Source organism: Kitasatospora sp. NPDC059146 (genome assembly GCF_042786665.1).
Taxonomy (GTDB): Bacteria; Actinomycetota; Actinomycetes; order Streptomycetales; family Streptomycetaceae; genus Kitasatospora.
This window is the reverse complement of record NZ_JBHZCY010000030.1, coordinates 1-18,844: the sequence shown is the minus strand read 5'-3', so window position 1 is coordinate 18,844 and position 18,844 is coordinate 1. Positions and strand designations below refer to the sequence as shown.

General features: G+C 74.0%; 16 protein-coding genes. 10 read left to right on the top strand and 6 right to left on the bottom strand.

Annotated features, from left to right (window positions below; genetic code table 11):
• The first annotated feature begins 43 nt into the window (after positions 1–43).
• Positions 44–718, top strand: coding sequence for a hypothetical protein (locus tag ACFXPX_RS15815; protein WP_380641641.1), 675 nt, complete (start codon positions 44–46; stop codon positions 716–718).
• A 95-nt stretch (positions 719–813) separates the two neighbouring features.
• A complete protein-coding gene (locus ACFXPX_RS15810) occupies positions 814–2,445 on the top strand; it encodes a multicopper oxidase family protein (RefSeq protein ID WP_380641639.1) in 1,632 nt (543 codons plus the stop codon).
• Positions 2,446–2,494: 49 nt separating this feature from the next.
• On the opposite strand, the gene ACFXPX_RS15805 is transcribed toward ACFXPX_RS15810, so the two are convergent.
• Positions 2,495–4,225 carry a methyltransferase gene (locus tag ACFXPX_RS15805; RefSeq protein ID WP_380641637.1) on the bottom strand — a complete coding sequence of 577 codons (1,731 nt, stop codon included), beginning with the start codon at positions 4,223–4,225 and terminating at the stop codon, positions 2,495–2,497.
• A 51-nt stretch (positions 4,226–4,276) separates the two neighbouring features.
• Positions 4,277–5,545, bottom strand: coding sequence for a 4-hydroxybenzoate 3-monooxygenase (locus tag ACFXPX_RS15800; protein ID WP_380641635.1), 1,269 nt, complete (start codon positions 5,543–5,545; stop codon positions 4,277–4,279).
• Between the two features lie 221 nt (positions 5,546–5,766).
• Between ACFXPX_RS15800 and ACFXPX_RS15795 the strand changes: the two genes are divergently transcribed.
• The 6 genes from ACFXPX_RS15795 to ACFXPX_RS15770 all read left to right on the top strand — a co-directional run bounded on the left by ACFXPX_RS15795 (position 5,767) and on the right by ACFXPX_RS15770 (position 11,643).
• Positions 5,767–6,639, top strand: coding sequence for an SIS domain-containing protein (locus ACFXPX_RS15795; RefSeq protein WP_380522654.1), 873 nt, complete (start codon positions 5,767–5,769; stop codon positions 6,637–6,639).
• Between the two features lie 79 nt (positions 6,640–6,718).
• On the top strand, positions 6,719–7,585 hold the full coding sequence (locus tag ACFXPX_RS15790; protein ID WP_380641633.1) for a ketose-bisphosphate aldolase: 867 nt from the start codon (positions 6,719–6,721) through the stop codon (positions 7,583–7,585).
• A 147-nt stretch (positions 7,586–7,732) separates the two neighbouring features.
• Positions 7,733–8,491, top strand: coding sequence for a DeoR/GlpR family DNA-binding transcription regulator (locus tag ACFXPX_RS15785; protein WP_380522652.1), 759 nt, complete (start codon positions 7,733–7,735; stop codon positions 8,489–8,491).
• 274 nt (positions 8,492–8,765) lie between these two features.
• Positions 8,766–9,854, top strand: a complete 1,089-nt coding sequence (locus ACFXPX_RS15780) for an N-acetylmuramoyl-L-alanine amidase (protein ID WP_380641631.1) — start codon at positions 8,766–8,768, stop codon at positions 9,852–9,854.
• Between the two features lie 222 nt (positions 9,855–10,076).
• On the top strand, positions 10,077–10,799 hold the full coding sequence (locus ACFXPX_RS15775; RefSeq protein WP_380522649.1) for a peptidoglycan-binding protein: 723 nt from the start codon (positions 10,077–10,079) through the stop codon (positions 10,797–10,799).
• Positions 10,800–10,878: 79 nt separating this feature from the next.
• Entirely contained in the window at positions 10,879–11,643 is a 765-nt protein-coding gene (locus ACFXPX_RS15770; RefSeq protein ID WP_375891571.1) for a D-Ala-D-Ala carboxypeptidase family metallohydrolase, read from the top strand.
• Positions 11,644–11,815: 172 nt separating this feature from the next.
• Here the strand turns inward: ACFXPX_RS15770 and ACFXPX_RS15765 are convergent, their stop codons facing one another.
• Complete coding sequence (locus ACFXPX_RS15765; RefSeq protein ID WP_380641629.1) at positions 11,816–12,364, bottom strand: helix-turn-helix domain-containing protein; 549 nt, start codon at positions 12,362–12,364, stop codon at positions 11,816–11,818.
• A 375-nt stretch (positions 12,365–12,739) separates the two neighbouring features.
• On the opposite strand from ACFXPX_RS15765, the gene ACFXPX_RS15760 reads away from it, so the two are divergent.
• Entirely contained in the window at positions 12,740–13,795 is a 1,056-nt protein-coding gene (locus tag ACFXPX_RS15760) for a DUF2690 domain-containing protein (RefSeq protein WP_380641627.1), read from the top strand.
• A gap of 54 nt (positions 13,796–13,849) precedes the next feature.
• On the opposite strand, the gene ACFXPX_RS15755 is transcribed toward ACFXPX_RS15760, so the two are convergent.
• The 3 genes from ACFXPX_RS15755 to ACFXPX_RS15745 form a co-directional block, all read right to left on the bottom strand.
• Positions 13,850–14,806, bottom strand: coding sequence for a phosphatidylinositol-specific phospholipase C (locus ACFXPX_RS15755; RefSeq protein ID WP_380641625.1), 957 nt, complete (start codon positions 14,804–14,806; stop codon positions 13,850–13,852).
• Between the two features lie 97 nt (positions 14,807–14,903).
• Positions 14,904–15,647 (bottom strand): class I SAM-dependent methyltransferase, encoded by a 744-nt coding sequence (locus ACFXPX_RS15750; protein ID WP_375891563.1) that lies wholly within the window; start codon positions 15,645–15,647, stop codon positions 14,904–14,906.
• A gap of 186 nt (positions 15,648–15,833) precedes the next feature.
• A complete protein-coding gene (locus ACFXPX_RS15745) occupies positions 15,834–16,082 on the bottom strand; it encodes a hypothetical protein (RefSeq protein ID WP_380641623.1) in 249 nt (82 codons plus the stop codon).
• A gap of 535 nt (positions 16,083–16,617) precedes the next feature.
• Between ACFXPX_RS15745 and ACFXPX_RS15740 the strand changes: the two genes are divergently transcribed.
• Positions 16,618–18,844 (top strand): hypothetical protein (locus ACFXPX_RS15740; protein WP_380641621.1); only part of this gene is annotated, 2,227 nt, incomplete at its 3' end.

Below are 18,844 nucleotides of genomic sequence, written 5' to 3'. Positions count from 1 at the left end.
TCTGCGCGTTCGAGGTCGGCTGCGCAGGCGGGGGACGGGGTCCGTGGCAGGAACCATCACGTTGTGGGTGTTCGGGTTGCTCTGCTTCGTCGTGGCCTTCGCGAAGGAGACGGCGAGCGGGGCCGGGATCAGCCTGCCGGGGCCGAAGAGCGGGGGTGCCCGGGTCGGGGTGGTCGCGGTCGGGGTGCTGGCGCTGATCCTGGGGACGGCGATCCGGCCGGGAAGTGACACGCCGACGGCGCCGCCGGTCAGCGCGGTGACGGGTGGTGCGGTGACGGGTGGTGCGGTGACGGGGACGGCCACGGCCGTGCCGAACCCGCCCGCGCCGCCCTCCTCGGCCGGGCCCGCCGTGGTCTGGAGCGGCCAGGTCGCCATCCCGATGGACGGCGGGGCCGACTTCGACCTCACCCCGCCGGGCCGTCACCCCGGCGTCCCCCAGGGCATCTACGCGGCGGGCTTCACCGCCACGACGGCCGTGGTGCGCGAGGAGATCACTTCGGAGCACAACAGCTTCGGCATCTGGACCGGCCAGGCGCCGCCCTCCGGCGCCGCCTGCGCGGACTGGGCCGCCAGTCACCCGGGCGACTCGGCCCATGTGAGCGTCGGGACGCTGATCTGCCTCAGGACCCCCGGCGGCCGCACCGCGCTGATCAAGGTCGACTCCATCGCCCCGGCGGACTACCAGCTGGAGGCGACGGTGACCGTCTGGTCCGGCTGAGGGACACGAGCTGACGGTCATGACGGGGTGACGGCCGGCGGGTGCCCGGTGTGCTTTCCGGTCCGCCCGGGCTGGTTGACCTAGATTGCCCGACCATGAGCGAAAATGTCGGAATCAGTCGTCGGTCGCTGCTCAAGGCGCTGCCCACCGCGGTCCTGGTGGCCGCGTCCGACGGGATCCTCTCCCGGCGGTACGCGGCGGCCGCCGCCGGGCCGCAGCCGTTCCCCCAGCCCGCTCTGCGCACCGCGCGGCCGGTGCCCGGCCGGGCGGGGGCGGTGCTGGAGCAGACGCTCGACGTGCGGTTCACGGACACCGTCGTCCCCGGCTACGGCACGGTCACCACCCGCACCTACAACGGGACGATCCCCGGCCCCACCCTGCGGCTGCGCGCCGGGGACACCCTGCGGCTGACCCAGGTCAACGGCCTGCCGCCGAACGAGCCCCACGACGGCGACCACAACCGGCCGCACGGCTTCAACAGCTTCAACCTGCACACCCACGGCCTGCACGTCGACCCGACCGGGGAGGCCGACAACGTGCTCCGGGTGTTCGAGCCGCGCACCGCCGAGGAGGTCGAGGCCGGTGCCCCGGAACCGCAGTACGTGACGACGATCGACGTCCCGGCCGGCCACCCGGCCGGCACCTACTGGTACCACCCGCACCTGCACGGGGCCACCTCCGTGCAGATCGTCGGCGGGATGGCCGGGGTCCTCGTCATCGAGGGCGACGTCGACGAGGTCCCCGAGATCGCGCCCGCCGCCGACCTGGTGGTCTGCCTCAACGAACTGCGGCTCAAGGACGGCAAGGTCCCCGACTTCACCTCCGGCAACGCCCTGGCCGCCGTCCCGGCGGTTCTGACCGTCAACGGCGCGGTCAACCCCACCGTGACGCTGCGCCCGGGCGAGGTGCAGCGCTGGCGGCTGGTCTGCGCGACGGCCTTCACCGCGCCGGTGCTGCGGCTCACCGGCGGCGGGGACCTCACCCTCCACCAGATCGCCCAGGACGGCGTGACCTTCCCGGCTGTGGTCGCCACCGACGCGGTGCGCCTGACCATGGGCAACCGGGCCGACGTCCTGGTCCGGGCCGACACCCCCGGCAGCTACGAACTGCGGGCTGACGGGCGGACCGCGCCGCTGATGACGGTCGAGGTGACGGGCGAGGCCCTCGACCCGCCGATGGACCTGCCGACCGTCCTGCCCGCCGGCAAGCCGTTCCTCGACGAGGGCGACATCGCGAACCCGGACGCGGACCGCGAAGTGGTGTTCCACGTCGATCCGGGCGTCTTCCCCGCCCCCTTCCCCAACGCCTACCGGATGCTGGGCAGCAACCCGACCCCCGTCGCCGACCCCGTCGCCGACCCCGCCGGCGACCCCACCCGCGACCCGGCCTACGGCCTGTTCGACCCCGGCTACGTCAACCACACCCTGGAACTGGACCGGGTGGAGCGCTGGACGCTGCGCACCGCCGAGACCAACCCCGCCTTCCACCACCCCTTCCACCTGCACACCAACCACGTCCTGGTCACCCACCGCAACGGCGAGCGGCTGGACCCGCCGGTCTGGCAGGACACCGTCGACCTGGCCGGCGGCAGACCGGGCGACACCGTCACCCTGCTGGTCCGCTACGAGGACTTCACCGGCCGGGCCGTCGCCCACTGCCACCAGCTCCAGCACGAGGACCTCGGCATGATGCAGACCGTCGAGTACGTGGAGCCGCGCCGGTCCTGACGCGCCGTGGGGTGCCCCGCCGCCGAGGCGGAGGCGGGGCACCCGAGGGCTACGCGCCGGCGCGGGCCGGGGCGGGGGACGGGCCGGTCGGGGCCGGGACGGCGGCCCGGCGGGCGTGCAGGACGGCGGCGCCCAGCGGGAGCGGGCGGTGGTCCAGCAGGTGCAGCCCGGCGTCGGCGAGCAGCCGGCCGTAGTGGTCGGCGCGGCGCTCGCGCCCGCCGGTGTTGGCCATCATGTGCAGGTCCCACGCGGTGGCCAGCGAGGCCGAGCCGTCGGCGGGCAGCAGCCGTTCGACGATCAGCAGGTCGGCGTGGGCGGGCATGGCCCGGGCGCAGTGCCGCAGGATCTCGGCGCAGCGTTCGTCGTCCCAGTCGTGCAGCACCCGGGACAGCACGTAGACGTCGGCGTCGCCGGGGACGTCGGCGAAGTCGCCGGTCACGTAGCCGCAGCGCCCGCCGAGGCCGGCGGCGTCGAGGCGGCGGCGCGCGGCCTCGACGGCGTGCGGGCGTTCCAGCAGGACGCCGCGCAGCCGGGGGTGGGCGGCGAGCAGCCGGCAGAGCAGTTCGCCGTTGCCGCCGGCGATGTCGACGACCGTCCCGGCGGCGGCGCGGGAGCCCGCGGCGGTGACGACCGGGTGGTCCGGGAGCGGGTCGAACATCCGGGCGCTGGCGGCCATCGACAGGTCGAAGAGTTCGGCGAGTTCGGGGTCGCGGGCGAAGTGGTCGAAGTGGTTCTCGCCGAAGAGGTGGTCGAAGGCGGCCTCCCCGGTGCGCACGGTGTGCTCCAGCTCCGCGAAGGACCGGTAGAACGGGCCGCCGTACATCAGCGCCAGCGGCCGCATCGACGCCGGGGCGTCGGCGCGCAGCAGGGCGCCGGTGCCGGTGAGCCGGTAGCCGTCGGGGTGTTCGGCGACGACGCCGAGCATGGCGAGGTAGCGCAGCAGGGTGGCGAGGCTCTGCGGGTCGGCGCCGAGGGCGTCGGCGAGCTGCCGCGGCGCGGTGGCGGTGCGGGTGTCCAGGGCGTCGGGCAGGCCCATCCGGGCGCTGACCGCCAGGGCCTGGGTGGTCCAGGCGCCGGTGAGCTGGTGCAGCAGGGTCTCGGCCGAGCGCTGGGTGGGGTCCTCGCCCAGGTGGTCGGCGAGGACCGTGCGGTGGTCGCCGTGGGCGTGGAGCTCGACCCGCCGGTACCCGGTGCGGGAGCCGGCCGGGGTGGTGAAGTAGAGGACGGTGGAGTCCTCGTGGGGGTTGTAGCCGCCGCCGTCGGGGGCGGCGCCGTGCCGGGTGAGCAGCGCGCACAGCCCGCGCAGTGCCAGCGGGTCGGGGTGGGCGACGTCGAAGGCGAGGTGGGCCTCGTGCTCGTGGGCGCGCTCCTGGTCGGCGAGTTCGGCGAGGTCGGAGCCGGGCGGCACGGTGAGCACGAACACCTCGACGCTGCGTTCCCCGTCGGGGCCGGGCACCGGCGGGCGCAGGATGCTGACGTCGAGCTCGGCCTCGGCGCGTCCGTACCGGCGGGCGAGCCGGCTGCGGACCACCACGCTGGGTTGCGGGGGCGCGTCGGGTTCCAGTCCGCAGGAGGCGAGTCGGGCGCGGAGGGTGGCGTCGTCCGGGGGCAGGACGAGCAGGGCGGCGTGCGAGAAGCGGCAGCGTTCGGCCAGGGCCCGCAGTTCCGGTCCGTCGAGGTCGGGCAGCAGCAGCGGGAGCAGGGTCGTGGTGTCGTGCTCCCTGACGAACTCGGCCGTCGCCCGCAGGCGGGCGGTGTCGTCCGGGGGTGTCGCGGTCATGGGGAGGGAGTCCTTGGTGCGGGGGCGGGGGCGCCCGGTGGGCAGGGCGGGTCAGATGCCGACGTAGTTCTCGGCGAACCAGTCCTGGTGGGTGCGCGAGGTGCGCAGGGATTCGACGCGGGAGCGCCGCATGGCTTCGTGGAAGAACGATTCCTCTGCCGGGCCGGCTTGGGCACCGACCGCCGGGCCGACCGCCGGGCCGACTGCCGCGCCGCTCCCCGGGCCGACGGGGGAGTGCAGGAGCTGGATCATCCAGTGGGCGAACTCCTGGGCCCGCCATATGTGGGTGAGGCAGCGCGCGGAGTAGCCGTCGAGCGCCCGGGCGTCGCCCCGCTGGAGCTCGTCGATCAGCGCCTCGGCGAGCAGTTCCGCCTCCAGGACGGCCAGGTTGGCGCCCTTCGCGGCGGCCGGGGCGGGGAGGCTGGCGGCGTCCCCGGCCAACAGCAGTGAGCCGTACCGGAGTCGGTCGAGCACGTCCGACTCCAGGTGGACGACGGAGCGGTGGAGGATCCGGCCGTGGTGCAGCGGCCCGTGCTCGTCGGCGCGCAGCCGCCGGTCGAGGGCGGTCCGGATCCGCTCCTCCGACCAGGCGTCGGCGGGGGTGCCGGGCGCGCACTGGAGGTAGTAGCGGGTGACGTCGGCGGTGCGGGCCATGTGGCCGGCGAAGCCGTCGGGGTGCATCGCGTAGCCGACGGCGTCCATGCTCGGGGGCGCCTCGGCCAGCAGGGCGAGCCAGGAGACGCCGTGGTCGCGGTGGTACCGGCGGGTGTCGGGGGGCAGCGAGCGGCGGGCCGCGCCGTGGCGGCCGTCGCAGCCGGCCACGTAGCGGGCCCGCCAGCGGCCGGGGCGGCCCTCGGCGTCGCGCACGGTGACGGTGGGGGCGGGGCCGTCGATGCCCTCGACGGCCCGGGCCTCGGTCTCGAAGGCGATCCGGCCGCCAGCCGCCAGGTAGTGCGTCAGGAGGTCGGTGACCAGGTCCTGTTGGGGGTAGACGGTGTGGAGTTCGCGGCGGCCGAGGGCGCCGTAGTCGAGCCGGAAGCTGCCGTCCTCGGTGCGGAACTCGCAGGTGCCGTGCGGTTTCCCGTGGCGGTGCAGGCCGTCGGCGAGGCCGTGGCGGTCCAGGACGCGGACGGTGTTGGCAGCGAGGAACCCGGCCCGGGCCCTGGTCCGGACGTGCTCGGGGTCGGCCCGTTCGAGGACGACGCAGTCGATGCCGGCGGCTCGGAGGAGGTTCCCGAGGGTGAGTCCGGCCGGTCCGGCGCCGAGGATGACGACATCGGCGGTCTGCTGGGCTGTTCGGCCTGTCTGACGTTCAGTCACAGTACGGGGAGCTTAGCCACCGCTGGATACAAGGAAGCGCCGGAATCCCTCGGATCGGTGATAAGGGTGATGATCTTCACCAGTGCTTCGCACAATCGCCGACTCCCGGGCGCCCTGCTCGAAGATGATCGGGACTGCGCACTGTTGCGCAATGATGGAGGTCTCGACTATAAATCGATCATCTTCACGCACATTCGTGCAGTCTCGCGCAGGAGGACCTGATGGCCCACGTCGACGAAGAGATCGCCAGCCAGCCCGACTGCTGGCAGCGCGCCCTGGAACTGGCCCCGCAACACCTGCCCGAACCCGGTGAGCGGGTCGCCGTCATCGGCTGCGGCACCTCGCTCTACATCGCCCAGGCCTACGCGGCGCTGCGCGAATCCCTCGGGCACGGCGAGACCGACGCCTTCGCCGCCTCCGAGTTCCCGCTCGGCCGCCGGTACGACCGGATCGTCGCGCTCACCCGCTCCGGCACCACCACCGAGGTGCTCGACGCCCTCGCCCGGGTGGGCGGCACCGAGACGGTCGCGATCACCGCCGACCCCGGGACCCCGGTCGGCGCCGCCGCCCGCCACCTGGTGGCGCTGGAGTTCGCCGACGAGCGGTCCGTCGTCCAGACCAGGTTCGCCACCACCGCCCTCGTCCTGCTGCGCGCCCACCTCGGCGCCGCACCGGCCGACCTGCCCGCCCAGGCCCGTACGGCGCTCGCCGAGCCGCTGCCCCGGGGCGCCCTGGAGGCGCGGCAGTTCACCTTCCTCGGCACCGGCTGGAGCTGCGGGGTGGCGAACGAGGCCGCCCTCAAGGTCCGGGAGGCCTCCGCCGCCTGGACCGAGGCCTACCCGGCGATGGAGTACCGGCACGGCCCGATCAGCGTCAGCGGCCCCGAGGGCCTGGTCTGGTTCCTGGACACCCCGCCGGCGGGCCTGGCCGACCAGGCCGGGGCGACCGGCGCCGCGGTCAGCGTGCCCGGGCTCGACCCGCTGGCCGAACTGGTCCGGGTCCAGCGCCTGGCCGTCGGCCTCGCCGTCCGGCGCGGCCTCGACCCCGACCGGCCGCGCCACCTCACCCGCTCGATCGTGCTGGACCAGCCGTGACCGGCCGCCCGGCGGAGCGCCCGCCCGGCCCGGCCACCCGCCCCGCCCGTCCGCTGACGGCACAGCCCCAAGGAGCACCGTGACCCTGGTCGGAACCGGAGAGATCGTCGCGCCCGCGGTGGACGGCGGCCGCGGCGTGGGGGCGTTCAACGTCATCCAGCTGGAACACGCCGAGGCCATTGTCGCCGGGGCCGAGGCCGCCGGGGTGCCGGTGGTGCTGCAACTCAGCCAGAACGCGGTGCGCTACCACGGCGGCCTGGCGCCGATCGGCGCGGCGACGCTCGCGGTGGCCCGGGCCGCCGCCGTGCCGGTGGCCGTCCACCTGGACCACGCGACCGAGCGGCCGCTGGTGGCGGAGGCGCTCGCGCTGGGGTTCGGCTCGGTGATGTTCGACGCCTCGGCGCTGCCGTACGAGGAGAACGTGCGCACCACCGCCGAGGTGGCCCGGCAGTGCCAGGAGGCGGGCGTCTGGGTGGAGGCCGAACTCGGCGAGGTCGGCGGCAAGGACGGGGTGCACGCCCCCGGGGCCCGGACGGACCCGGCGCAGGCCGCCGAGTTCGTGGCCCGCACCGGCGTCGACGCGCTGGCCGTGGCCGTCGGCACCTCGCACGCCATGCTCACCCGCACGGCGGCGCTGGACCTCGACCTGATCACCGCGCTGCGGGCCGCCGTCCCGGTGCCGCTGGTGCTGCACGGCTCCTCCGGGGTCGCGGAGCCCGTCCTCGCGGCGGCGGTCGCCCACGGGATGACGAAGGTCAACATCGCCACCCACCTCAACAAGGCCTTCACCGAAGCGGTCCGCGACCGGCTCGCCGCCGAACCCGCACTGGTGGACACCCGGACCTACCTGGGGGACGGGAGGGCGGCGGTGGCCCGCGAGGTCACCCGGCTGCTCGGCGTGCTGACCGCGCCCCGGGCGGCGGACCGGGCCGCCGTCTCGCCCTGACCGGCCGTCCCGCCGTGAACCGGCGCCCGCCGCCGGGCTGCGCGGTTGGCTGCACTGTCGGCTGCGCGGTTCGCTGCGCGCGGGTGCGCGGAGCTGTCCGCGGGTGCAGTCACCGACCGTCGACCCGGGCTGAACTACACTCCGTCCATGCTCAAAGCTGATCGCGCCGCCAGGATCGTCTCGCACATCGCCGAGGCGGGGAGCGCGGACGTGCGGACGCTCTCCGACCTGCTCGGGGTGTCCGACGCGACCGTGCGCCGGGACCTCCAGGAACTGCAGGACCAGGGGCTGCTCCAGCGCACCCGCGGCGGTGCGGTGACCGGGGCGGTCAACCTGGAGATCCCGCTGCGGCACCGGAGCGACCAGCAGGCGGAGGAGAAGCGCCGGATCGCCCGGGCCGCCGCCGAACTGGTGCCGGAGGGCGCCGTGGTCGGTCTGACCGGCGGCACCACCACCACCGAGCTGGCCCGGGTGCTCGCCGAGCGCGGCAACCTCACCGTGGTCACCAACGCGGTGAACATCGCCGCCGAGCTGATCGTCCGCCCCGAGGTCCGCCTGGTCGTGATCGGCGGCCTGGCCCGCTCGGCCAGCTACGAGCTGGTCGGCCCGGCGGCCGAGCGGATGCTCGACCAGTACCACCTGGACCTCGCCTTCATCGGCGTGGACGGGCTGACCGTCCAGCAGGGCTGCACCACCCACGACGAGATGGAGGCCCAGACCGACCGGGCGTTCCTGCGCAGCAGCGCGCACACCGTCGTGCTCGCCGACCGGACCAAGGTCGGCCGGGTCACCTTCGCCTCGATCTGCCCGCTCACCGACGTCCACGACCTGGTGACGGACGCGGGGCTGCCGGACGCCCAGGAGCAGGCGATCGCCGAGAGCGGCGTCCGGGTGCGGCGGGCCTGACGAGCGGGCCTGACGGGCGGGCCTGACGGGCGGGCCTGCGGCGTCAGGGCACGCCCTGGCCGTCCCGGGACGGTGCTGGGACGCGGGAGGGGACGGCGAAGCGTGGCGGACGGGCGCGGGCCGCTCCTAGCGTGACTGCCGTCCGGTCCGCCGAGGTGCGGACGTGCGGACCCCCGCCGAGTCCGAGGCCACCCCTGCCCCCGTGCCGTCAGCAGGCCCGGGGGCAGGGGTCCTTCCGTCCCCTCCCGCTCCCCGAAGGACCAGGTCGCCCCCTATGAACGCCGTTGACCCGACCTCCGCCCCCGTCGGCCCCGGCCGCCGCACCTTCCTGGCCGGCGCCTTCGCCGTCGGCACCGGCGCCCTGCTGGGCTCCGCCCTGACCACCGGGGCGGCCGCCGCCGCTACCGGCCCGGTGATCGCCGACACCGGCGCCTGGGGCGCCCGCCCGGCGAGCAGCCCGCTCAACGTCGTCCCGGGCGCGCCGGACAAGGTGATCGTCCACCACACCGCCACGCCCAACGTGACGGACTACTCCCAGGCCGCCGCCTTCTCGCTGGCCCGCTCGATGCAGACCTACCAGATGGACAGCGAGCACTGGATCGACACCGGCCAGCACTTCACCGTCAGCCGCGGCGCCTACGTCATGGAGGGCCGCCACAGCAGCCTGGCCACCCTGCGCGGCGGCGGCCAGCACGTCGAGGGCGCCCACTGCACCGCGCAGAACACGGTGGCCATCGGCATCGAGAACGAGGGCACGTACAGCACCGTCGACCCGCGCAGCCAGCAGTACGCCGCGCTGATCGACCTGATCACCTACATCTGCCAGCAGTACGGGCTGCGCGCCTACCAGGTCTACGGGCACCGCGACTTCAACAACACCGAGTGCCCCGGCGACCGCCTCTACGCGCTGATCCCGCAGATCCGCCGGGACGTCGCCGCTCGGATCGGCGGGGACCCGACCGGCCCGGTCTGGCCGGTGCTCGGCAGCGGCGCCTCGGGCGAGAAGGTGCGGACGCTGCAGTACCTGCTGGTGCAGCGCGGCCAGTCGCTGACCGTGGACGGCTCGTACGGGCCCACGACCCAGGCCGCCGTCACCGCCTTCCAGAACACCACCCACGCGTCGGCCGACGGCGTCGCGGGCAACCAGACCTGGAGCCAGGCCGTGGCGCCGCTGGCCCGCGGTGCCTCGGGCAGCGCGGTGCAGGCCGTGCAGAGCCAGCTGGTCGCGCACGGCATCCAGGTGAGCGTGGACGGCGCGTTCGGCCCGGGCACCCAGACCGGGGTGACGTCCTTCCAGTCCTCCGCCGGGCTGCCGGCCGACGGCCTGGTGGACGCCCGGACCTGGAGCCGACTGCTGGCCTGACCCGGTCACCGGCCTCCCGAGCGCCCGTCGGGGCCGTCCCAGGCCCGTCCCAGGCCCGTCCCACGCGTCTCGGGGGCCCGTCCCACCGCCTCCGCCCACCGTCCCCGGCGCACCCGGGACGTCCCTGGTGCCGCCGACGCCTGGAGGGACGGGCGGCCGCCCCCCGAGAGTGGGCGGCACTGCTTGATCGACCGACAGGCACCCGACGGAATGGGATCGACCGTGAAGAAAACCTCGGCCCTGCGCGCGCTCGCCGCAGGCGTGCTCGCCGCCGCCGTGCTGGCCCTGCTGCCCGCACAGGCGGCCCAGGCCACCGACAGCACCACCTGGGTCCAGCGCAACCTGGTGGGTATCGGCTACCTCGCGAGCGGCGGCGTCGACGGCAACTACGGCCCGCAGACCACCGCTGCCGTCCGCAGCTTCCAGCACGACAACGGCCTCGACGAGGACGGCGTCTACGGCGGCCGCACCGAACTCGCCCTGCACAACAAGGTCGCCGAGGTCCAGCGGGTGGCCGGCTCGGGCGCCGACGGCGCCTACGGCGACGGCACCACCAGCGCCGTCAGCACCTGGCAGCACTCCCACAACCTGAGCAACGACGGCATCGCCGGCCCGGCCACCATGAACGCGATGGGCGTCGCCCGCACGGTGCAGATCACCGCCCAGTGGAAGTTCCCCGCCCACGGCTGGAGCGTCAGCGGCCAGTTCGGCTGCCTGGACCAGATCTACAACCACGAGAGCGGCTGGAAGGTCTACGCGACCAACCCCTCCTCCGGCGCCTACGGCATCCCGCAGTCGCTGCCCGGCGACAAGATGGCCGGCGCGGGCTCCGACTGGCGGACCAACCCGGCCACCCAGCTCCAGTGGGGCCTGGACTACATCCAGAGCCGCTACGGCTCCCCGTGCAACGCCTGGAGCTTCTGGCAGTCCCACAACTGGTACTGACCGGCCGGCCGGTCCTGACCGGCCACCCGCACCGCCCCGTACGACGTCCTCCCCTGTCGACTCCTCGAAGGAGCACGTGGTGAACAGCTCTTCCCTCAACCGTCGCGCCCTGCTGCGCTACGGCACCGGCGCGGTGGCCGCGGCCGGGCTCGCCGCGGTGGCCAACGTCGGCCTCGCGCGTCCGGCCGCCGCCTACGGCTGGTCCGGCAACCTCGGCCAGGGTTCCTCCGGTTCCGCCGTGACCGAGCTCCAGATCCGGGTCGCGGGCTGGGCGGCGGACTCCGCCTCGCAGACCTGCGTGGCCGTGGACGGCTCCTTCGGGCCCGGCACCGCGGCCGCGGTGCGCCGGTTCCAGGCCGCCTACGGGCTCAGCGCGGACGGCGTGGCCGGCCCGCAGACCTTCGGCGCGCTGAACGCGCTGGAGAAGTCGGACGGTTCCACCGCCCACTTCAACTGGTCCGAGTTCACCAGCCACGACGGCTCGGGCTTCGGCGGCGGCAACGTCGGCGCCGACGAGGTGAAGGAGAACGTCCGCCGCACCATGTACAAGCTGGAGGCGCTGCGGAAGAAGGCGGGCGACCGCGCGGTCACCATCAACTCCGGCTTCCGCAGCACCGCGTACAACGCCTCCGTGGGCGGGGCGGGCAACTCCATGCACACCTACGGGGTGGCGGCCGACACGGCGGTCTCCGGCCTGTCCACGCTGGACGTCTACCGGATCGCCGAGACCTGCGGCTTCTCGGGCCTGGAGACCCACACCGTCTCCTGGCAGCACGTGGACAGCCGGATCGAGCACTCCAACTACGGCTCGGGCTTCTGGTGGTGGCAGGACGGCGTCGCGTAACGGCGGACGCCACGGCCCTGTCCGGGCCACAACGGCGGCGGCACCGCGCCCTCCCCAAGGGCGCGGTGCCGCTCTGTCGTGTGCCGGTGGTGCCGGGTGGTTCCGGTGTCTCCGGCGGTGCGTCGAGGTTCCTGTGCTGCCCACAGGGACCAGGGTGGTCGGGCGCGGCCGGTCAGGCCCCGCGCCGCAGGGAGCGCCGTCCGGCGGCCGCCAGGACCCCGCCCGCGCCGACCGCGAGGGAGACCAGGGCCAGCCGCCGCAGCAGGGCGGCCTGCCGCACGTGCGGGCACTCCGGGTGGTCCTCCCCGTCCGGGGCGTCGGCCGCCGGTCCGTCGGCCGGCCCGGACGGGGAGGCGGTGCCGCCGGGCCCGGGGGCCCCCGGCGCGGCCGACACGAGGCGTCGGCTCTCCGCGAGGTGCCAGAGCTCCAGCAGGAGCTCCGCATCGCCCCCGCAGACGACCGCGATGCTCTGCACCGCGCCGCGCGGGGGGAACTGCTTCCCGTTCACCCAGCGCTCCCACGAGGACTTCGCGTAGTGGGTGCGTTCGCTGAGCCGGGCGTAGGTGAGGCCCGACCGGTTCTTCAAGGACTGCAGCTCGCCGGCGAGCCGGTCGGCGGGTGAGGCGGCTGCTACCGCTGCTGCGGGTGACGCGAGTGAGGTGAGTGACGCGAGTGACTCAGGTGATGGTGATGTGATCTCGGACGCGTGGTGGCGGCCCATGAGGTTTCCCCGAACTTCCTCTGAGATGACCGTTGTGGTGCATGGATCCGAACTGCACCGGGCGCCCCCCGTCCGTGCTGTCTGCGGCGAAGTCTTTAACCGGACCAGAACCGGTGTTGACTCCTGGGCTACCCGGCGCGGCCAACTCTGCGCGATCGGGCACCGATCTTCGACCGTCTCCGGAGCTTCTGAGACGCTGCGCGTCGTCCCCAGGGTCCTGAGCTGCGGGTTGGGACGCGGATCAGGAAACCCTTGAGACGATCTGCCCGGGTGCGGCGGAAACCGGATGGGAGCGCGAGGCGGGAGAGATTAAGCTGATCATCCGAAAGAAGATCAGTTCGAGTCTGCCGACGACCTGCCAGAGGTGCCCCACACGTGAGTCAGTCCTGGAAACCGCTCCCTGACGATCTTTCGGAACCCGCTCGACGCCTGGTCGAGGAACTGCGCGCCGTCAAGGACGCGCACCGGATCTCGCTCGCCGAGCTCGGTCGGCTGACCTACCTCAGCAAGGCGTCCTGGGAACGCTGGTTGAACGGCAAGCGTCTGATCACCTCCCAGGCCCTGGCCGGCCTGATCGCCGCGCTGGACTGCGACGCCGTGCTGCTCACCTCCCTGCTGCGGCAGGCCGAGGCCGCGCGCGACGCGGAGGCGACGCCCGGCGCCCCGGCCGCCGTGGCCCCGGCCGCCGTTGCCCCGACCGAGGCGGCCCCGACCGCCGCCGCTGAGCCCGCCGTCGTGCCCGTACCCGTCCCACTCCCTGTCCCACTGCCCGTCCCGGTGTCCCTCCCCCTCCCCCTCGCCCGCGTCGCCCTCTGGCGGCGGCCGCAGGCGCTGGTCGCGGTCGCCGCTGTCGCCGTGCTCCTGCTGGTCGCGGGCCTCTACCTGCACGGCCTGAACGGCGATGGCGGCGCCGCGGCCTCCCCCGGGCACGTGCCCGCGCTGATCGAGCCGACCGCCCCGATCGCCCCGCCCGCGGTGAGCACGGGCGCCCTGCCGCCCCAGCTCTGCCAGTCCGTCGGCTGCGCCGGCAAGGACCCGCAGGCCATGGGCTGCGAGGCCGACGACCAGACCGTGCTGACCGGCACCATCGGCAAGGTCGTGCTCTACCTCCACTACAGTGCGCGCTGCCGGGCCGCCTGGGCCGGGATCACCGACGGCTCCCCGGGGGACAGTGCCACCATCTCCACCGGCACCGGGGGGCACGAGACCGCCCTGATCCACTGGGGCTACGACAACTACTCGAAGATGGTGGACGCCGACGCGCCCAACACCGTCCTGCGGGTGTGCGGCCACCAGAAGGACGGCGACGACTGCACCCTGCCCCTGTCCGGCGCCGCCGCCCGCGCGCAGGCCCTGGCCACCACCCCTTCGCCCACCCCCACCCCAACCCCCACTCCCACCCTCGTGCCGACGGTGACGCCCTCCTCCTGACCCTCTTTCCGGTGGACGGGCCGGGGCCCCGGAGACCGGAACGGACACCGGTGCTCAGACGAAGTTCTTGTCGACGAGCATCTGCAGCACGTTCACGTGGAGGTCCGGGAAGTCCATCGGGACGATGCCGAACCGGGCGCGCTGCCGGGTGCGCGCGCTCAGGTACGGGTAAACCGCCCGGTCCATCACGGCCTGCGAGCTGTTCCGGGGCCAGTAGCCGCCCGCGTAACTGAGGAAGTTCACGAACATCCTCGGATTTCCCGGACTGGCGAAGGCCTTGTCGAACTGGGCGACGACGTACCGGCCCTTGTCGCCCAGGGGGTCGGTGCCGCCGGTCTGCCAGACGTCCTGGGTGTCGAACCAGGCGTTCTGGCCGCTGGACCAGTCGATCAGGCCCCAGGGGTTGGCGAAGTCGGCGAGCAGCACCACCTTGCCGCGGGCCGCGCCGAGGGCGGGCCAGCCGTAGAGGTGGAACAGGCCGCGGTAGCCCAGCGCGTCCAGGTAGTGGTCGACCCGCCGCTGGAACTCCTGGTCGTCGAGGGCCTGGCCGCCGGCCCGCTCGTTGCGCAGGCGCATCAGGAGCGTCTCGCCCGGGTGCGCCGCCAGGAAGGCGCGGCACTGGTCGAGCACGTCCTGGAGCCGGATGTGCTGGTAGGCGTCGGAGTGGTAGATCCCGAGTTCGTCGGGCGCCCCCTGGAGGCCGTTGCAGCGGATGTCGAGGAAGCGGACGCCCTCCTGCAACTGCTGGGGGATGCCCCAGTTCTGGGTGTGCGACCACTCGGTGCCGTACCAGGGGTTCTGGCAGCAGGAGTCGTGGGTGCCCGGGACGGTGAGGTCGAGCAGGGAGAGGCTCCCGTCCAGCCGGTCCATCCAGCTGTCCGTCGGCACCCCGCCCGGGGTGGTCGGGCCGCCCGCGGCCAGGGCGGCGGGCGCCCCGAGCAGAGCGCCGACGGCGGCCGCACCGCCCGCCCCCACGCCCCACCTGAGGAGTTCACGACGTGCGATGCCCATGGCCCGGCTCCCTCCGCCCCGCGCGCGGGTGCGACGACAAGTCCTGACGATCGGTCCGTCCTGACACTCGTCCAACGCCGCCGCGGCGTCAACGGGTTCAGCGCGGCTCGGGCAGCCGGCCGTCCGGGCCGACCGCCAGCCACCAGGCGGGCAGCTCGATCCGTTCGCCCTCGGGGGTGAACTCGGTCAGGGACAGCGGAAGTTCGCCGGTGGCGAGGACGGCGAGGCCGGCCGAGCGGAGCAGCCCGTCGAAGGCCGCGTCGGCCACCTCGGCGGGGGCGAGCCCGTGGGCGAAGACCGGGCGCAGCTTCGGGGGCGGACCGGCCGGGGACTGGGCGAGCCCCTTGAGCACCTCCTTGGCGGACTCGGCCAGTTCGACCAGGAAGGCCCGGCCGCGCGATCCGAGCAGGGTGGCGACGGCCTCGGCGACCGGCCGGCGGTCGGCCGGCTCGCTCTGGTGGATCACCCCGCGCACGTACACGTTGGCGTCGCCCAGGCGCTCGTGCAGGGCCCGGACGGCGGCCGGGTCGGTGGCGTCCAGCTGGGCGAACTCGGCGCGGCCGGACCGGTCCTGGCGCCGGGCGAGCTCGACGGCGGTGCCGGACAGGTCGACGCCGACGGCCCGGGGGAAGTGCTCGGCGAGGAAGCGGGTCTGGCGGCCGTTGCCGCAGCCCAGGTCGACCACCGGCAGGTCGGGGTCGTGCAGGTGGGGCCGGAACAGGGCGAGGTGGCGCTCCGCGGTGAGGGCCGGCTCGGCGTCCCAGATCACCGCGCCGGGCTGCTCGGGCGCCTCGCCCCAGAAGCCCTCCCAGGCGTCCCGGTACCGATTCGTCACGCTCATGGCGGGGGCCTCCGGAGGTCGCGCACGGCGTCGTCACGCACCGTGTCGGGACCGTGTCTACCGGTGCCCGATCCGGAAGGGCAAAATCACCGGCGCGGCCCGCCCGGTACCGGCGTGCGGCGGCCGCCCCGCGCCCCCTCGGTGAGCCCAGGGGAGTGCGGGACGGCCGTCGCGGTGCCGGTGGCCTCAGCGGCCGGGGCGCCAGTCGGCCTCCAGAGCCGTGCTCCCGTCCGCGCGGGTGACGGTGTGCCAGTGGGCGTGCAGTCCGGCGGCGGGGCGGTCGGTCGAGCGCGGCGCGCCCATCGCGCCCAGGACGGGACTGTCCAGGGGGCTGGCGGCCAGCCGCTCCAGCACCTGGGCGAACGCGGCGCGCAGCCCCTGGCCCCGGCGGCGGACGTCGGGCACGACGGAATGGAACGCAGCGACCACGGACATGCGACTCACCTCCGGAAGGACCTGCGGAACGTGCAGGTACGTCCCCCAGCTTGCGCCGGTCCGCCCTCGTGCCCGCGCGGATTGACGCACTGCTGACGCGCCGCTGACGGGCCCCTGACGGCCGCGCCGTTCCGGGGTTCGTACCCGATGGGCGGCGGCCTGCCGGGCCGGGCCCCGGCCGGGCCTCCGCGCGGGCGATCGAATTGACCTGACCGGTATTCCGGCGGCGGCCGGAGAAATCCCGGGAGGCACGCTCGGGCGAGGAATTGTCAGGCGCTCGCCAGAAGTGCGGGATCCGGGGTCGGCGAAGGGCTCCGGAAGGGCAAAGTGGCTGGTCAGGGCCGTGACGCAAGGCCTTCGTCAAATGTCGTCCCAGTGACCGGCATTGATGTGGAGCCGGTTCCTCCGAGGGTTTCGCCAGCAATTCCCCAGACCTTGGCAAACCTTGTTCCCAGGCTGCTGCGCCGGGCCCTTCCGGACCGGCATCATCGGCTGACATGAGTCGATTCACCGCAATACCGCAGGGGGCTCCCGCGTGAGGGCCTTTCGCTTCCTCCCCGTCGTCGCCCTGGCCGTCGCCACCACGGTGATCGGGCTGGCCACCGTCGTCCCGGCCTCCGCCACCAGCTCGCGGGTGGACCTGAACGTCCTGGTGGTCACCGACGGCAACCCCTGGGTCGAGGGCATCCGGCAGCAGTTGGCCGCCGAGGGCGTGCCCACCACCGTCATCGACCTGACCAGTGCCGGCCGGGCCACGATCACCGCGGGCTTCCTCGCCGACACCCTGGCCGACGGCACCCCGCACGGGCACTTCGAGGGCGTGGTGCTGCCCAACGACGCGCCGACCCAGCTCTCCGCGGCCGAACTGAGCACGCTGACCGGGTACGAGCAGACCTACCAGGTCCGCCAGGTGGACGCCTACGTCTGGCCCGGCGCCAACACCGGCCTGGCCGCGCCGACCTGGTCCGGCTCGCTGGACGCCACCACCGCCACCGCGACCGCCGCCGCCCGCGGCGACGCCTTCCACTACCTGAACGGCCCGGTCGCCTTCGAGGGCACCGCCGGCGGCAGCGGATCGTACGGCTACCTGCCGACCCCGCTGCCCGACAACCCGGCCACCGGCTCGCACTTCGAGCCGTACCTGACCGAGACCGTCCCCGGCACCGGCACCCAGGGCTCCCTCGCCGGGGTCTACACCTCCGGCGGCCGCCAGCAGTTGGTGCTCACCTTCGCCTACAACTCCTACCAGCAGCAGTTCCGGCTGCTCGCGCACGGCATCGTGGACTGGGTCACCAAGGGCGTGCACCTCGGCTACTGGCGCAACTACTTCTCCGCCCACATCGACGACCTCTTCAACGCCAACTCCCGGTGGAGCCAGAGCGGCGACTGCACCCCGGGCGAGGGCGACTGCGTCGGAAGCGTCCCGGCGACCACGCCGATCCGGATGACACCCGCGGACGTCAGCGCCACCGTCGCCTGGGAGCAGCAGAACGGCTACACCCTGGACTTCCTGTTCAACGGCGGCCCCAGCCTGGACTACGCGGACGCCAACGGCGGCACCGACCCGCTGACCACCGCCTTGCTGGCGAACAAGAACAGCTTCATGTGGCTCGACCACACCTACCAGCACCCGTTCCTGGGCTGCGTGCAGAACTTCACCGTGATCCCGTGGAAGTGCCAGACCGACTCCACCGGCGCGGTCCAGTACGTCGACCAGGCCACCGTCAACAGCCAGATCCAGCAGAACATCCAGTTCGGCCAGGCCAACGGGCTGCCGTTCCGGCCGGGCGAGCTGGTCGCCGGTGAGCACTCCGGCACCGTGATGCTGCCGCAGCAGCCCGCCGACAACCCGAACTTCCTCGCCGCGCTCAGCCAGAACAACATCCAGTGGCTCGGCGTGGACGCCTCCCGGGAGACCGGCCAACGGCAGATCGCCTCGGCGCTCGGCGTGCCCCGGCACCCGGTCAACGTGTTCTACAACGTCTCCACCGAGTCCGACGAGGTGAGCGAGTACAACTGGCTCTACGCCTCGAAGGCCAACGGCGGCAGCGGCAACTGCGAGGCCAACCCGACCACCACGACCTGCATCACGCCGCTGGACCTGAACCGCGGCTGGGCGGACTACGTGCTGCCGATGCAGACGAGGATCACCCTCGGGTACGTGCTGAGCAACGACCCGCGGCCGTTCTTCATGCACCAGTCGAACCTGACCGACGACCGGCTCGCCCTGCAGGCGCTGACGGACATCCTGTCGACGTACCGCGGTTGGTACACGGCCGACACCCCGATGGTCAACCAGACCCTCACCGACGCCGGCACCACCCTCCAGCAGCAGACCGCCTGGCAGCAGGCCCGCACCGCGGGCACCGTCAGCGGCTACGTCCAGGGCGGCGTGGTCACCGTCCAGGGCCCGGCGGGCACCGCCGTCCCGGTCACCGTGCCCACCGGCACCACCGTGACCGGCGGCGCCGCCTTCGGCAGCGCCTACGCCGGCGAGCAGTCCGGGTACACCACGCTCGGCACCGCGCCGACCGCGCTCACCGTGTCCAGCGCCCTCTTCGGGACCGCCACCGCCGGGGCGAGCCCCAGCGCCGGGCTCGCGCTCGCCTCGTACTCCGTCGGCTCGCCGCACCAGGTGCGCCGCAGCGGCACCGCCGTCACCGTCACCGACCCGTTCGGCACCCATGTGCTGCCCAGGCTCGCGGGCAGGCCCGACGAGGAGCTGCACATCGGCAGCACCCACCACCACCCGTACCAGAGCC

Excerpts from the sequence above, each read along its gene's own strand:
- ACFXPX_RS15785 (WP_380522652.1), top strand. The coding sequence starts at position 7,733 with ATGCTCAAAGCTGATCGCGCCGCCAGGATCGTCTCGCACATCGCCGAG.
- ACFXPX_RS15780 (WP_380641631.1), top strand. The coding sequence starts at position 8,766 with ATGAACGCCGTTGACCCGACCTCCGCCCCCGTCGGCCCCGGCCGCCGC.
- ACFXPX_RS15755 (WP_380641625.1), bottom strand. The coding sequence starts at position 14,806 with ATGGGCATCGCACGTCGTGAACTCCTCAGGTGGGGCGTGGGGGCGGGC.
- ACFXPX_RS15765 (WP_380641629.1), bottom strand. The coding sequence starts at position 12,364 with ATGGGCCGCCACCACGCGTCCGAGATCACATCACCATCACCTGAGTCA.
- ACFXPX_RS15745 (WP_380641623.1), bottom strand. The coding sequence starts at position 16,082 with ATGTCCGTGGTCGCTGCGTTCCATTCCGTCGTGCCCGACGTCCGCCGC.
- ACFXPX_RS15805 (WP_380641637.1), bottom strand. The coding sequence starts at position 4,225 with ATGACCGCGACACCCCCGGACGACACCGCCCGCCTGCGGGCGACGGCC.
- ACFXPX_RS15750 (WP_375891563.1), bottom strand. The coding sequence starts at position 15,647 with ATGAGCGTGACGAATCGGTACCGGGACGCCTGGGAGGGCTTCTGGGGC.
- ACFXPX_RS15795 (WP_380522654.1), top strand. The coding sequence starts at position 5,767 with ATGGCCCACGTCGACGAAGAGATCGCCAGCCAGCCCGACTGCTGGCAG.
- ACFXPX_RS15810 (WP_380641639.1), top strand. The coding sequence starts at position 814 with ATGAGCGAAAATGTCGGAATCAGTCGTCGGTCGCTGCTCAAGGCGCTG.